Raw genomic sequence first — 13663 nt, forward strand, 5'->3', positions numbered from 1 at the left:
ATTTATAATATTCAATTTATAGCATAAATAAACTGATAGAAAATAATTGAAAATCAATAGCTGATGAGATCGCCCCATGATTGCTAGTGCACAATCAGTCTCAGAAAAATGAAATCTGGGAAGATTACGTGTAAATATTAAAAAGTCGGACAGAAAACCTATCCAACTCTAAGTCTTATTATAAAAATAGTTTCAATAATTGATGAGCGACTCCGTCTTGGTCATTGGTCAGTGGTAGTTGTTCATCTGCATAGGGAAGAAGTGTTTGACTAGCGTTTTTCATGGCATAGCCAGTACCGGCAAAAGCTAACATCTCTGTATCATTGTGCTCGTCACCAAAAGCAATCAAATCTTTCCGATCCACGTTCAGAACCTCTAATAAATATTTCAAAGCAAAAGCTTTATTGACGCCTTTTGGAGTGCATTCGAGGATATTGAGAGGGCCGCCCCAAGTATTGATAGATAATTGTTGTTGATAAAATTGATTCAATTCATCCGCCAAAGCATATTTATCATTGGTATGCGTTTGCAAAAGGATACAGTTGGGATTTTTGGTAACCAATTCTGGATTAAATTGATTTTCAGGTTGAAAAGATTCTACACCAAATAATTTCGGGTCGGCAATCGTTTCATTGGGGGCTGTGATATAAAATTTCTTCCGATATTCCCCAGCAATGAAGTCTGCTTCAATCTCTTCCTTCCTTTTGACAATGTCTAATAGATATTCTTTATCTAAGGTGATACATCTTTCCTGTTGCCACTTTTTCTCCGGAATATGGGTCAAAGAGCCATTAAAGTTGATCATTGGAGTGTGTAGTTCCAATTCTTTATAAAATTCCCGTGCCATTCGATAAGGGCGTCCGGTTGTGATGACAACATGATGTCCTTTTTTAGAAATTTTTTTAATGGTTTCTTTTGTAAATTCAGATAGTTTGCTGTCAGAATTGAGCAAGGTTCCGTCTAAATCTACTGCAATTACTTTTTTTGTCATAGTCTACTCTTTCATTTGTGCTGTTTTCTATTATAGCAGATTTTAAGATGAAAGTGCAGAATTTGTGATATAATGTTTTCTTATATAATGAAGGAGGAAATCGAGTATGCGTAAAACAATTATCATTCATATTTTCTTTGCGATTATTTCTGCTATCGTTTATGCTGAAGGAATTTTGACAAAAGGTCCAGATTTGATTTGGAATATGTTTCTAGCTTTGGTTGCCTATGATGCGGCTTTTCTAGCCATTCAGTTTAAAAAGAAATGGTTTTTCTTACCTGTAGCAATTCTTTGGCTAGTGTTTTATCCCAATACGTTCTATATGATTACGGACTTGGTACACATGCACTGGGTGAGTGACACCTTGTGGAACCGAGAAAGTCTACATCTTTTTATGGCCTTTATTCCAAGTATTTTCTTCGGGGTTCTATGCGGAATAGAGAGCTGGAATTTGATTTCGGGCTATTTGAAGCTCAAATGGTGGCTGGAATATTTGGCTATTGGAGCCGTCTCATTTTTATCGAGTCTCGCAATTTACATTGGTCGCTATGATCGGCTCAATTCTTGGGATCTAGTCAGCCATCCTACGTTAGTCTTTGAGCGGTTGGCAGCTGCTTTGCAGAGGGAGCGCCTGTTATTCATTTTAGGGTTTACCTTTATTCAAATCATGTCCTTGGTCTTTTTGAGTAAAAGTCAGTCTAAATAAAGATTTTCTGTATAAAACATTGAATTAATTTGTTTATTTTTAAAACTTCTGTTGAAAACATGAATATTTTGTGGTATTATATCTATTATCGTTCGTAAATTTTAAGGAGATTTTTAAAAATGGACAAGTTTTTTAAACTAAAAGAAAACGGTACGACTGTTCGTACAGAAGTTCTTGCTGGTTTAACCACTTTCTTTGCAATGAGTTATATCCTCTTTGTCAACCCTGAAATGCTCAGTCAAACAGGCATGCCAGCACAAGGTGTTTTCTTAGCGACTATCATTGGTACTGTTGCAGGGACGCTGATGATGGCTTTATATGCCAACATTCCTTACGCTCAGGCGCCTGGTATGGGACTGAATGCTTTCTTTACTTATACCGTTGTATTTGCACTTGGTTATACATGGCAAGAGGCGCTGGCAATGGTTTTCCTCTGCGGGATTATTAGTATTATTGTCACGCTGACTAGGGTTCGTACGATTATTATTCATGCAATTCCTGAAAGTTTAAAATATGCGATTTCTGGTGGGATTGGAATTTTTCTAGCTTATATCGGAGTGAAAAAAGCGGGACTTTTGAAATTTTCAATCGATCCAGGAACCTATACTGTTGCAGGAAAAGGTGCTGATAAGGCACAAGCAGCTATTACGGCTAATGGAATGGCAACACCGGGCTTGGTAGATTTTAACAATCCAGCTGTTCTTGTCGCTTTGTTTGGAATTCTCATCACTATTTTCTTTGTCTTGAAACGTGTGCGCGGAGGTATTGTGTTATCTATTGCGGCAACCACAATCGTAGCCATTTTGGTGGGAGTTGTAGATCTTTCAAAAATCAATTTTGCTTCCAATAATATCGGTGCTGCTGTTCAGGATTTAGGAAAGATTTTTGGTGCAGCTTTAGGTAAAGATGGTTTGTTAGCTTTATTTGCAAAACCTTCTCGCATTCCAGAAGTGCTTCTAGCCATTTTGGCCTTTTCATTAACAGATATTTTTGATAATATTGGAACTTTGATTAGTACTGGTCGTAAAGCAGGTATCTTTAATATTGCAGATGAAGAAGCTGCTAAAGATTCGTCTGGGCTTCAGACTAAAATGGACAAGGCGCTGTTTTCAGACATGGTTGGGACAACGATTGGTGCGATTGCAGGAACTTCAAATGTCACGACTTATGTAGAAAGTGCAGCTGGGATTGAAGCCGGTGGTCGTACAGGTTTAACAGCACTTGTCGTTGCGGCTTTGTTTGCTATTTCAAGTTTCTTTAGTCCACTTCTTGCTATTGTCCCAACAGTAGCAGTAGCTCCTATTCTTATCATTGTCGGAATTATGATGCTTTCCAGTATGAAAGATATCGAATGGGACGATTTATCAGAAGCAGTACCAGCCTTCTTTACATCCGTTTTCATGGGCTTTACTTACAGTATTACTCATGGTATTGCTGCAGGATTCATCATGTATGCATTTGTGAAAATCATCAAAGGTGAAGCCAAGGAAGTTCACCCAATTATCTGGGTATTGGATGCTTTGTTTATCTTAAACTTTATCAGTCTAGCTTTAGCTTAATGATTGAAAAATCGGGAGTGAGACAAAAATCGGTAATTTCGAAGAAATTTGATTTTGTCGTCCCACCCCCGCACAGTTGAGTGGGGCTGTAAAGGTTGATTTATCAACCGCATAGAACCCACTCAGCCACTGCGACTTGCAAGAAACTCATAAAAATCTGAAGAGGTTAAGGACTTTTGTCCCAGCCTTTTTTCTTTTGTTAAATTTCAGCAGAAAATGAAAACTTCTGGTATAATAAAAGAATGTTTAGCCATAATGAAGATGAGTTGATGGCGTGGGGCGAGAAATTAGGCGCTTTACTCCGAAAACAAGATGTTTTGATTTTAACGGGTGACTTGGGTGCTGGGAAAACAACGTTCACCAAAGGGTTAGCACGTGGACTGGGTATCAAACAAATGATCAAAAGTCCGACCTATACTATTGTACGAGAATATGACGGACGCCTACCGCTTTATCATTTGGATGTTTATCGCATTGGAGAAGATCCAGATTCTATTGATTTAGACGATTTTCTCTTTGGAGATGGAGTGACGGTTATTGAATGGGGCGAATTGTTGGGAGATAGTTTGCCAAGTGACTATCTCAAATTGACAATTTTAAGAAAAAGTGATGGTCGAGAATTGGTCTTTGATGCAAAAGGACATCGAGCTGAGAAACTGCTTGAGGAATTTGTCAATGACTGAGTTAGAGCTAGTTATAAGAGAAGCAGAACCTCAAGACGCCAAATCTTTAATTGATTTTCTTAATCAAGTTGGAAAAGAATCAGATTACATGACATTAGATGCTGCAGGGATTTTGATGACAGAAGAGCAGATGAGCTCTTTCATTCAACATCAAGCTGCGTCAGATAACCAGATTTATCTAATTGCACTATTAGATAATGAAATTGCTGGTCTTGTAAGCATTACAGCTGATTTTCATGAGCGGATTCGACATATTGGACAGGTCTTTATCGTGGTTAAAAGAGCATTTTGGAATCAAGGCTTAGGGAAATTTCTTCTAGGAGAAGCGATAGACTGGGCAGAGAATTCTGGAGTGATTCGACGATTAGAATTAACTGTACAAGTCAGAAATAAGCGTGCTGTTCATTTGTATCAGGCATTTGGATTTGAGATTGAGGGCGTTCAAAAAAGAGGGACCTATCTTGCAGAAGGGAAATTTCTTGATGTTTACCTAATGGGAAAACTGATAGATTAGAATAATATGTTAAAAAAAATTATCTTAATGTTTTTAAGCTTGTGTCTTGTAACGGTTGCAGGACTAGGCGTTTATGGATTTACGATTTATAACCAATCAACGGATGTATTGTCTAAGACTTACAAGAGCTTTGGGAAAGATACAGATGTTATTGCAGCTACCAAACCGCTTACCTTGCTCTTAATGGGGGTGGATACGGGTAGTGGTTCACGCTCAGATCGGTGGACTGGAAATAGTGACTCCATGATTCTCATGACGGTCAATCCTAAGACGAAAAAGACTACGATGATGAGTTTGGAGCGGGATATTCTCACCAATATAAAAAATGGCGACGAAACCATGCAAGCAAAGCTCAATGCGGCTTATGCAAATGGTGGAGCTGAGCTAGCTATTTCCACAGTGCAAAAGATGATGAATATTCACATTGACCGCTATGTGCTTATCAATATGAAAGGTCTGGTGCAATTGGTTGATGCTGTTGGCGGTATCACGGTTAATAACACACTTGGTTTCCCTATTTCGATTGAAGAAAATGAACCAGAATACAAAGCAGTTGTTGAACCAGGTAAGCAACACATCAACGGAGATCAGGCGTTGGTTTATTCTCGCATGCGTTATCAAGATCCAGAAGGGGATTATGGCCGTCAAAAGCGTCAACGAGAAGTCATTCAAAAAGTAGTCCAAAAAGTGCTGAGTTTAAATAGTGTCAGCCATTATCAAGCTATTTTAAAAGCTGTTAGCAACAATATGCAGACCAATGTAGAGTTGTCTTCTGGCAGTATTCCGCAATTATTAGGTTACCAAGATGCTTTTAAAAATATTGAAAGTAAGCAATTGAAAGGTGAGGGTGCTACTTTACCAGACGGTGGATCTTACCAAATCGTAACTTCGGAGCATATGTTGGAAATGCAAAATATTCTGAGAAAATCACTTGGCTTGGAAGAAGTGACTGAATTGGAAACCAATGCAGTTTTATATGAAGAATTGTATGGCAGTGCCGCTCCTAGTTCCAGTCAATCAGGAAGTGGCACAACAACTGGTGTTGCTGATTCTTCTGCGTATTCCAGCAATCCTTATGGAACAGACCAAAATGGACAGTATTACGGTCAATACGGACAATGACATAATAAAAAAGAATTTAGCGTGTGTCTAAATTCTTTTTTATTTCTTAGTTGATGTGAGTGTTCCAGATATCTTGAATTTGTTGAAGTCGAGCAGTAGCGTCTTGCTCAAAAAGTTTGAATTGGTAAGTTAAATCCTGTGAAATTGTTTGGAGATTGTCTTTTTGCTCTTGAACGACTTGGAGATTTCGTTGAATGTTTTGGAGATTGTCTTGAATCCTGTCCATTAGCTCATAATTTTCAACAGCCTCGTTCATGAGTTTTTCTCTATTTTTAACAAGGCAAAAGCTGGCTGCAGCTGCACCGGTGAATAACAATAGATTACTAAGTTTCATGGTTTCTCCTTATGCTTTTGAAATTTTCTCGGCTAATTCTGCAAGAGCAGGGAAGTTTGGTTTGTGCGCCACGAAAGTCAGTTTTAAATCATCATTTTCTGTATAGCGTGGTGCTAAATGGACATGTGTATGGAAGACAGATTGACCGGCAATTTCTTCGTTGTTATTGATGATATTCATCCCCTTTGCACCAGTCGCCTTCATCACTTTACGAGCAATATCTGGAATGCGTGCGAAAAGTTGACTGGCAGCTTCACCGTCCATTTCAAGCATGTTGCGGAAATGTTTTTTAGGGACAACCAAGGTATGTCCGAGCGTTACTTGTGAGATGTCTAAAAATGCTAGAATTTCATCGTCTTCATATACTTTAGAAGCTGGAATTTCTCCTGCAATAATCTTACAAAAAATGCAATCTGCCATCAAATTTACCTCTACTTTGCTAGATTTTGTTATAATATAAGAACATTATACCAGAATTTGGAGAAAATATGTTAGAAATAAAAGGGCTTACAGGGGGCTATGTGAATATCCCTGTTTTAAAAGACATCAGTTTCACAGTAGGAAACGGGGAACTGGTGGGGCTGATTGGCTTGAATGGTGCAGGTAAATCCACTACAATCAATGAAATTATTGGACTTTTAACACCTTATAAGGGTGAAATTTTAATTGACGGTGCTAAACTGCAAGATAGTCCTACAGTTTATCGTAAGAAAATTGGTTTTATTCCGGAAACACCTAGTTTGTATGAGGAATTAACGCTGCGCGAGCATATTGAAACGGTTGCTATGGCTTATGATGTGGAGCAAAAGGTGGCTTTTGCGCGCGTGGAGAAATTATTGACGATGTTTCGCTTGAAAGAAAAATTGGATTGGTTTCCGGTGCATTTTTCTAAAGGAATGAAGCAAAAAGTCATGATTATCTGTGCATTTGTGGTTGACCCCAGCCTTTTTATCGTTGATGAACCATTTTTGGGACTTGATCCAGTTGCTATTGCTGACTTGATAGAGCTTTTGGAGGATGAAAAGGCAAAAGGCAAGTCAATTCTCATGAGCACGCACGTGCTGGATTCGGCAGAAAAGATGTGTGATTCATTCGTGATATTGCATAAGGGAGAAATCCGAGCTAAAGGCAATTTAGCAGAATTACGAGCAGAATTTGCCATGCCAGAAGCTAGTCTCAATGACATTTATCTAGCTTTGACAGAAGAGGCGAGCCTATGAGAGAACTGTTTCAAAAGCGCAAACAAGTATTTCGCAATCAATGTTTGAAGTATTCGCGCTATGTTTTTAACGACCATTTTGTCCTCTTTTTATTAGTTTTTACTGGCTTTTTAGCGGTTCAATACAGTCAGTTGTTGCGAAATTTACCTTCAAATCACCTGCCAATCATTCTTGCTTTAGCAGTTCTTTTGATTTTATTGTTGCCTCTGGGACGAATCGCGACTTATATGGAAAAACCAGATAGTTTATTTTTGTTAGTCAAAGAAGAGGAATTAAAAAGCTACCTACAAGAACAAACGCATTTATCTTATCGATTATGGGCCTTGCTTCAAACCGTTGCGTTGTTACTATTAGCACCGCTTCTTCTTGCTTTAGGCATGCCGCTTTGGGGCTGGTTTATTCTTGTTTTTCTTATGTTGCTAGCAAAATGGTTTATCTTTTTGCAAAAAAGCCAGAAATTTTACCAAGGTGCAGGGGTGAATTGGGGCTATCTCATTGCTTACGAAGAAAGACGAAAACAGACGATTCTGCGTTTCTTTGCTCTCTTTACCAATGTTAAGGGAATTTCCAATAGCGTAAAACGCCGAGCATATCTTGATGGTTTGACGAATATTCTACCAAAAAGACAGTCGACTACTTGGCAAAATATGTATTTGCGTTCTTATTTGCGCAATGGTGATTTTCTTGCCTTGACTATACGGTTGCTGTTTCTGTCTCTTTTGGGAATTGGTTTTATCAGTCAATCGTGGATTGCTGCCATATTTGTGGCATTGTTAAATTATCTCCTGCTATTTCAGTTGACAGCCTTGTACCATGCCTTTGATTACCAATATTTGACGTTCTTATTCCCTTTAGAAATCAACTCAAAGTTAAAAGGAGTGAAACAAGTGATTGTTCTTATTGGCTACAGCGTGCTTTTTGTGGAAACAATAATGGCTTTGCTGTTTTTCCAAGATAGAGTAGCTTTGCTTTTTATGATAGGAATCACATTGCTACTCTATGTCATTTATTTACCATTCAAATTAAGAAGTTTGGTTGACTAAAGGAAGTAAAATTAGTAAAATAGATAGGAAACTTTTTACGGAGGAGAACAATGGACTTGGTTGATAATGAGCTAACTCTGACACCAATTGCAGGTAAAAGTGGGAAAGCCTACATGGGCACCTATCCAGATGGGGCGCGCGTTTTCGTCAAGATGAACACGACCCCAATCTTAGTAGGTTTGGCTAGAGAACAAATCGCACCGCAATTATTGTGGAGTCGTCGCATGGCAGACGGCAATGTCATGAGTGCACAGGAATGGCTATCAGGAAAAATTTTGACGCCGACTGAAATGGACAAAAAACAAATTGTAAATATTTTGACACGGCTGCATCGTTCACGTCCTTTGATGACACAGTTGCGTCGGTTGGGTTATTCCTTGGAGACGCCAGCAGATTTATTGGAATCTTGGTTAGAACACGCACCATTGGCAATTGGAAATAATCATTACTTACGGTCGGTTTTAAATGATATGCGTAGTCATTTACCACAATTTCGCGAGGATCATGCAACGATTGTGCATGGCGATGTGCGTCATAGTAACTGGATTGAGACAGATAGTGGATTGGTGTATTTAGTAGATTGGGATTCTGTTCGATTGACAGATCGTATGTTTGATGTGGCTCATATATTAAGCCATTATATTCCAGAGGTGCGTTGGAAAGAATGGTTGACCTACTATGGCTATCGCTATAATGAAACGGTATTGAAGAAATTATACTGGTATGGTCAGTATGCTTACCTATGTCAGATTGCGAAGTATTATGAAAATGCAGACTTGGAAAATGTGAATCGGGAGATTTATGCCTTGCGTAACTTCCGCTCAAAATACGGAAGAAAGGTGTCATGAGAGTTAGAAATCGCAAAGGCGCAACGGAATTACTAGAAGCAAACCCGCAATATGTGATTTTAAATTCTGCTGAAGCAAAGGGCAAGTGGCATGAGATTTTTGGGAATAAGCACCCTATTCATATTGAAGTGGGAAGTGGGAAAGGTGCGTTTGTTTCAGAAATGGCAAAAGCTCATCCAGAAATTAACTATATCGGAATTGATATTCAAAAATCTGTTTTGAGTTACGCCTTGGATAAGGTTTTAGTAGCTGATGTTCCCAATATCAAGCTCCTTTGGGTAGATGGTTCTGATTTGACCAACTACTTTGAAAATGGAGAGATTGATCGTTTGTATCTGAATTTTTCTGATCCTTGGCCCAAGAAACGCCATGAAAAACGGCGCTTGACCTACAAATCTTTTCTCGATACCTTTAAGCAAATTTTACCAGAACATGGAGAGATTCATTTCAAAACAGATAATCGTGGCCTCTTTGAATATAGCTTGGTGAGCTTTTCTCAATACGGCATGAAACTAAATGGCGTTTGGTTGGATTTGCACGCGAGCGACTTTGAGAATAATGTGATGACGGAATATGAGCAAAAATTTGTCAACAAAGGTCAAGTCATCTATCGGGTTGAGGCAGAGTTTTAAGGTGAAATAGATAATTGAAAGAGGCTGGGCAAAAAGTGTCCCAGCTTCTATCAGATTTAGTAATAAACGAATAACGCAGTAGGTGATTGGGCTCTTTATTCGCTGTTTAAGCTCGGAAGAGCACCTTTGACGAAAACTTCGTTTTCTTCATCTGCAACCTTAAACAGCTTGATAACTGTTTAAGCACCTTTGCGGGGGTGAGTTTGGGACAAAAAGATTTCAATTTTTAAAAATCTTAATTATTAAGCCCTTCTAATCTATAATTAAATGCGAAAAGCGAATAAAGCAGAATTCTGATTACCAGAAAACTAGTTTTGTTCGCTTTTTATATTTGAGGTCGGACTTTTGTCCCAGCCTCCACTCCCTTTTCTGATTTTCAGGAGAAAAGATTGCTAAAAAACAAGAGGAGCAAAAGAATGTCTCAAGCGACAAAATGAACTTTAGAAGCTTCATTTAAACATTTTGTTATAAAAGCTATTAACAAAATTTACGATTCAGGACATTGTAGAAGATTGTGGTATCAATCGGATGACCTTTTATCATAAATATATATATGTGTGATTTGGTAGAATGGTCTTGTTTTGAGTTTGCTAAAAAGTAAAACGTTGCTGTCCAAGTAGATTTTCAAGAAATTTTATTAAATGGTAGAACTTTTCTCATTTTGTTCTTTTCTCTTGTGCTTGATTAAGTTTTTATTTATAATAATTCTAAATAAAGAGAAAAGAGAAGGCTGACGATGATGAGAGAACAAGAGATTTATAAGAATTTTAGCGGTCGGCTTAATATTTTGCGAGCTGGAGTATTAGGGGCCAATGATGGTATTATTTCTATCGCGGGTGTGGTAATAGGGGTAGCAAGTGCGACAAAAAGTATTTGGATTATCTTTCTTTCTGGGTTAGCAGCAGTCTTTGCGGGAGCTTTTTCCATGGCAGGTGGTGAATATGTATCTGTCTCCACTCAAAAGGATACGGAGGAGGCCGCAGTTGTTAGAGAGCGAGATCTTTTAATGAAAAATCCAGATATTGCTAGGCAGTCGCTCTATGCAGCTTATATCCAGAATGGCGAGTGTGAGACTTCTGCCCAGCTTTTAACCAATCGAGCTTTTTTAAAGGATCCTCTCAAAGCTTTGGTAGCGGAAAAGTATGGTATTGAAGTGGAAGAATTTACTAATCCTTGGCATGCAGCAATCTCCAGCTTTATCGCTTTTGTAGCAGGAGCTATCTTTCCCATGCTGAGCATTGTCTTCTTTTCTGCTAGTTATAGAATTCCGGCGACAGTAGTCATCGTTGCTTTATCGCTATTGGGAACGGGATACACCAGTGCCAAGTTAGGAAAAGCACCGATAAAAAATGCCATGATTCGAAACTTAGTCATTGGACTTTTGACTATGACAGTAACTTATCTTGTAGGTCAATTATTTGCTATTTAATTTCGAAATAAAAAACCTTTATGAGGAGTGATTTTGATTGTAAGTTATTCTATTTGACTTTATAGTCAATTCTTTTTAGAATTATCTGTCAACCACAATGCTGAAATCAATCAATTTTCTTACGATTGATAAATATAGCATCAAATAAAATACAGGAATATATTTTCTTGCATTTTATTTTTTCTTATGCTATAATACAAGTAATGAATATGAAAGAGAGGCGAGGAAGTATCTTCGCCTCTTATCTGTGAGGAGGTGTAGTCTTATCGCAACGATTGTAGAATTGGTAAAAGAGGTTGTCGAGCCAGTCATCCAAGAACCGTATGAATTAGTGGATATTGAGTATGGTAAGATGGGGAGCGACCATGTTCTCAGTATTTTTGTAGATAAGCCGGGAGGGATTACCGTAAATGATACGGCAGATTTGACGGACATCATCAGTCCGCTTTTGGACACGATTAAGCCGGATCCTTTTCCTGAGCAGTATTTCCTTGAGGTGACGAGCCCAGGGTTGGAACGTCCGCTGAAAACGAAAGAACAATTAGCAGATGCAGTTGGGCAATATATCCATGTTAGTCTGTATCAAGCAGTTGATAAAAGTAAAACCTTTGAAGGAACATTGCTTTCTTTTGAGGAAGATAGTGTAACAATGGAATATATGGATAAGACGCGTAAGAAAGTTGTTCAAATTCCTTACAAGCTAGTATCCAAAGCAAGATTAGCAGTAAAATTTTAGTAAGAAAAAAGAAAGGATTGCTTTTGTTTTTACAAAAGCGAAAAAAACATGAGTAAAGAAATGCTAGAGGCCTTCCGCATTTTGGAAGAAGATAAAGGAATCAAAAAAGAAGACATTATCGAAGCAGTGACAGAATCCTTACGCTCCGCTTATCGTCGCCGTTATGGTCAGTCAGATAGTGCGGCCATTGAATTTAATGAAAAAACAGGTGATTTTCGTGTCTATACAGTTCGTGAAGTGGTGGACGAAGTTTTTGATAGCCGTTTGGAAATCAGCTTAAAAGATGCTCTTGCCATTAGCTCAGCTTATGAGCTTGGTGATAAAATCAAATTTGAAGAAGCGCCGGCTGAATTTGGTCGGGTAGCAGCTCAATCTGCTAAGCAAACAATTATGGAAAAGATGCGCAAGCAAACGCGGGCGATTACCTACAATAAGTACAAAGAGCATGAAAATGAAATCATGTCAGGAACAGTCGAACGTTTTGACAATCGTTTCATCTATGTCAATCTTGGCAGCATTGAAGCGCAGTTGTCTAAACAAGACCAAATCCCTGGAGAAGTCTTTGCTTCACACGACCGCATTGAAGTTTTTGTTTATAAGGTTGAGGACAATCCTCGTGGTGTAAATGTTTTTGTTAGCCGTAGTCATCCAGAGATGATCAAACGCTTGATGGAGCAAGAAATTCCTGAAGTTTATGATGGAACGGTTGAAATTATGAGCGTTTCTCGTGAAGCAGGTGATCGAACCAAGGTTGCGGTACGTAGTCACAACCCAAATGTAGATGCAATTGGTACAATCGTTGGACGTGGTGGCGCAAACATCAAGAAAATCACTAGCAAGTTTCATCCTGCTAAGTATGATGCAAAATCAGACCGTATGATTCCTATTGAAGAAAACATCGATGTGATTGAGTGGGTAGCAGATCCTGCAGAGTTTATCTACAATGCGATTGCTCCGGCAGAAGTGGATCAAGTCATCTTTGACAGTCAAGATAGCAAGCATGCTCTTGTCGTTGTGCCAGATAACAAATTGTCTCTTGCAATCGGTCGTCGCGGACAAAACGTACGCTTGGCAGCTCATTTGACAGGTTACAGAATTGACATCAAATCTGCAAGTGAATTTGAAGCTATGGAAGAAGCTGGTGAGCTTGGCGGATTTGCTGAAGAAGCAGAAGAATTTACAGCAGTTGAAAGTCCTGTAGAAGCAGAATTTGTAGAAAGTGAAGTTGAAGCAGCAGACTAAAGGAGGGAAAGAATGGCAAAAACAAGAAAAATCCCTTTACGAAAATCAGTAGTTTCTAACGAAGTCATTGACAAGCGTGATTTACTCCGCATTGTCAAAAACAAAGAAGGTCAAATTTTCATTGATCCAACAGGCAAGGCAAACGGACGTGGAGCTTATATCAAACTTGATAATGAAGAAGCGCTTCAAGCTAAGCAAAAACGAGTCTTTAATCGCAGTTTTAATATGGAAGTGGAAGACGATTTTTACGATGAGCTGATTGCTTACGTGGATCATAAAGTTAAAAGAAGAGAGCTTGGTCTTGAATAAACAAAAATTAGCCAGTTTACTTGGATTGGCACAACGAGCAGGTCGCATCATATCAGGTGAAGAACTGGTTGTTAAGGCAATACAAGATAAGAAAGCAAAGTTAGTCTTTTTAGCCAATGATGCTGCTCCAAATTTGACCAAGAAAATTACTGATAAAAGTCATTATTACAAAGTAGAAGTATCAACCGTGTTTTCAACACTGGAATTAAGCACCGCAGTAGGCAAGGCAAGAAAAGTGCTTGCCATCACTGATGCTGGATTTACAAAGAAAATGAGGTCTCTTATGGAATAGAAG

Annotated in this window: 17 protein-coding genes; 14 read left to right on the plus strand and 3 right to left on the minus strand. The window is 38.6% G+C overall.

Annotated features, from left to right (window positions below):
- Positions 1-178: 178 nt before the first annotated feature.
- A complete protein-coding gene (locus tag RG565_RS04040; protein ID WP_195322606.1) occupies positions 179-991 on the minus strand; it encodes a Cof-type HAD-IIB family hydrolase in 813 nt (270 codons plus the stop codon).
- A gap of 106 nt (positions 992-1097) precedes the next feature.
- Here RG565_RS04040 and RG565_RS04045 point away from each other — a divergent pair, with 106 nt between their 5' ends.
- From RG565_RS04045 to RG565_RS04065, 5 genes are all read left to right on the plus strand, one after another.
- Complete coding sequence (locus RG565_RS04045) at positions 1098-1697, plus strand: DUF1361 domain-containing protein (RefSeq protein WP_247936720.1); 600 nt, start codon at positions 1098-1100, stop codon at positions 1695-1697.
- Positions 1698-1816: 119 nt separating this feature from the next.
- Positions 1817-3256, plus strand: coding sequence for an NCS2 family permease (locus tag RG565_RS04050; RefSeq protein WP_247936721.1), 1440 nt, complete (start codon positions 1817-1819; stop codon positions 3254-3256).
- A gap of 242 nt (positions 3257-3498) precedes the next feature.
- A complete protein-coding gene (tsaE, locus tag RG565_RS04055; RefSeq protein ID WP_059221176.1) occupies positions 3499-3939 on the plus strand; it encodes a tRNA (adenosine(37)-N6)-threonylcarbamoyltransferase complex ATPase subunit type 1 TsaE in 441 nt (146 codons plus the stop codon).
- Positions 3932-4453, plus strand: coding sequence for a GNAT family N-acetyltransferase (locus RG565_RS04060; protein WP_247936722.1), 522 nt, complete (start codon positions 3932-3934; stop codon positions 4451-4453). Before tsaE ends, RG565_RS04060 begins: the two co-directional genes overlap by 8 nt.
- 6 nt (positions 4454-4459) lie before the next feature.
- Entirely contained in the window at positions 4460-5575 is a 1116-nt protein-coding gene (locus RG565_RS04065) for an LCP family protein (RefSeq protein WP_247936723.1), read from the plus strand.
- Between the two features lie 46 nt (positions 5576-5621).
- On the opposite strand, the gene RG565_RS04070 is transcribed toward RG565_RS04065, so the two are convergent.
- Together RG565_RS04070 and RG565_RS04075 are read right to left on the minus strand one after the other, a co-directional pair.
- Positions 5622-5909, minus strand: coding sequence for a hypothetical protein (locus RG565_RS04070; protein ID WP_247936724.1), 288 nt, complete (start codon positions 5907-5909; stop codon positions 5622-5624).
- A 9-nt stretch (positions 5910-5918) separates the two neighbouring features.
- A complete protein-coding gene (locus tag RG565_RS04075; protein ID WP_268732185.1) occupies positions 5919-6329 on the minus strand; it encodes an HIT family protein in 411 nt (136 codons plus the stop codon).
- A 68-nt stretch (positions 6330-6397) separates the two neighbouring features.
- Between RG565_RS04075 and RG565_RS04080 the strand changes: the two genes are divergently transcribed.
- From RG565_RS04080 to RG565_RS04125, 9 genes are all read left to right on the plus strand, one after another.
- On the plus strand, positions 6398-7129 hold the full coding sequence (locus RG565_RS04080) for an ABC transporter ATP-binding protein (RefSeq protein ID WP_247936725.1): 732 nt from the start codon (positions 6398-6400) through the stop codon (positions 7127-7129).
- A complete protein-coding gene (locus RG565_RS04085) occupies positions 7126-8172 on the plus strand; it encodes an ABC transporter permease (RefSeq protein WP_247936726.1) in 1047 nt (348 codons plus the stop codon). The genes RG565_RS04080 and RG565_RS04085 overlap by 4 nt, the downstream gene beginning before the upstream one ends.
- 50 nt (positions 8173-8222) lie before the next feature.
- On the plus strand, positions 8223-9020 hold the full coding sequence (ccrZ, locus tag RG565_RS04090) for a cell cycle regulator CcrZ (RefSeq protein ID WP_003043230.1): 798 nt from the start codon (positions 8223-8225) through the stop codon (positions 9018-9020).
- On the plus strand, positions 9017-9652 hold the full coding sequence (trmB, locus tag RG565_RS04095; RefSeq protein WP_308937454.1) for a tRNA (guanosine(46)-N7)-methyltransferase TrmB: 636 nt from the start codon (positions 9017-9019) through the stop codon (positions 9650-9652). Before ccrZ ends, trmB begins: the two co-directional genes overlap by 4 nt.
- Positions 9653-10388: 736 nt before the next feature.
- Complete coding sequence (locus tag RG565_RS04105; RefSeq protein WP_374989846.1) at positions 10389-11081, plus strand: VIT family protein; 693 nt, start codon at positions 10389-10391, stop codon at positions 11079-11081.
- Positions 11082-11328: 247 nt separating this feature from the next.
- The gene (gene rimP, locus RG565_RS04110; RefSeq protein WP_151380360.1) at positions 11329-11817 is read left to right on the plus strand and encodes a ribosome maturation factor RimP; all 489 of its coding nucleotides are present in this window, start codon (positions 11329-11331) and stop codon (positions 11815-11817) included.
- A 48-nt stretch (positions 11818-11865) separates the two neighbouring features.
- The gene (gene nusA, locus RG565_RS04115; protein WP_003043633.1) at positions 11866-13059 is read left to right on the plus strand and encodes a transcription termination factor NusA; all 1194 of its coding nucleotides are present in this window, start codon (positions 11866-11868) and stop codon (positions 13057-13059) included.
- 12 nt (positions 13060-13071) lie between these two features.
- Positions 13072-13368 (plus strand): RNase P modulator RnpM, encoded by a 297-nt coding sequence (rnpM, locus tag RG565_RS04120; protein WP_003033741.1) that lies wholly within the window; start codon positions 13072-13074, stop codon positions 13366-13368.
- Positions 13361-13660 (plus strand): YlxQ-related RNA-binding protein, encoded by a 300-nt coding sequence (locus tag RG565_RS04125; protein WP_049533320.1) that lies wholly within the window; start codon positions 13361-13363, stop codon positions 13658-13660. Before rnpM ends, RG565_RS04125 begins: the two co-directional genes overlap by 8 nt.
- Positions 13661-13663: the final 3 nt, after the last annotated feature.

Source organism: Streptococcus sp. IsoGale021, assembly GCF_031142795.1.
Lineage (GTDB): Bacteria > Bacillota > Bacilli > Lactobacillales > Streptococcaceae > Streptococcus > Streptococcus hominis.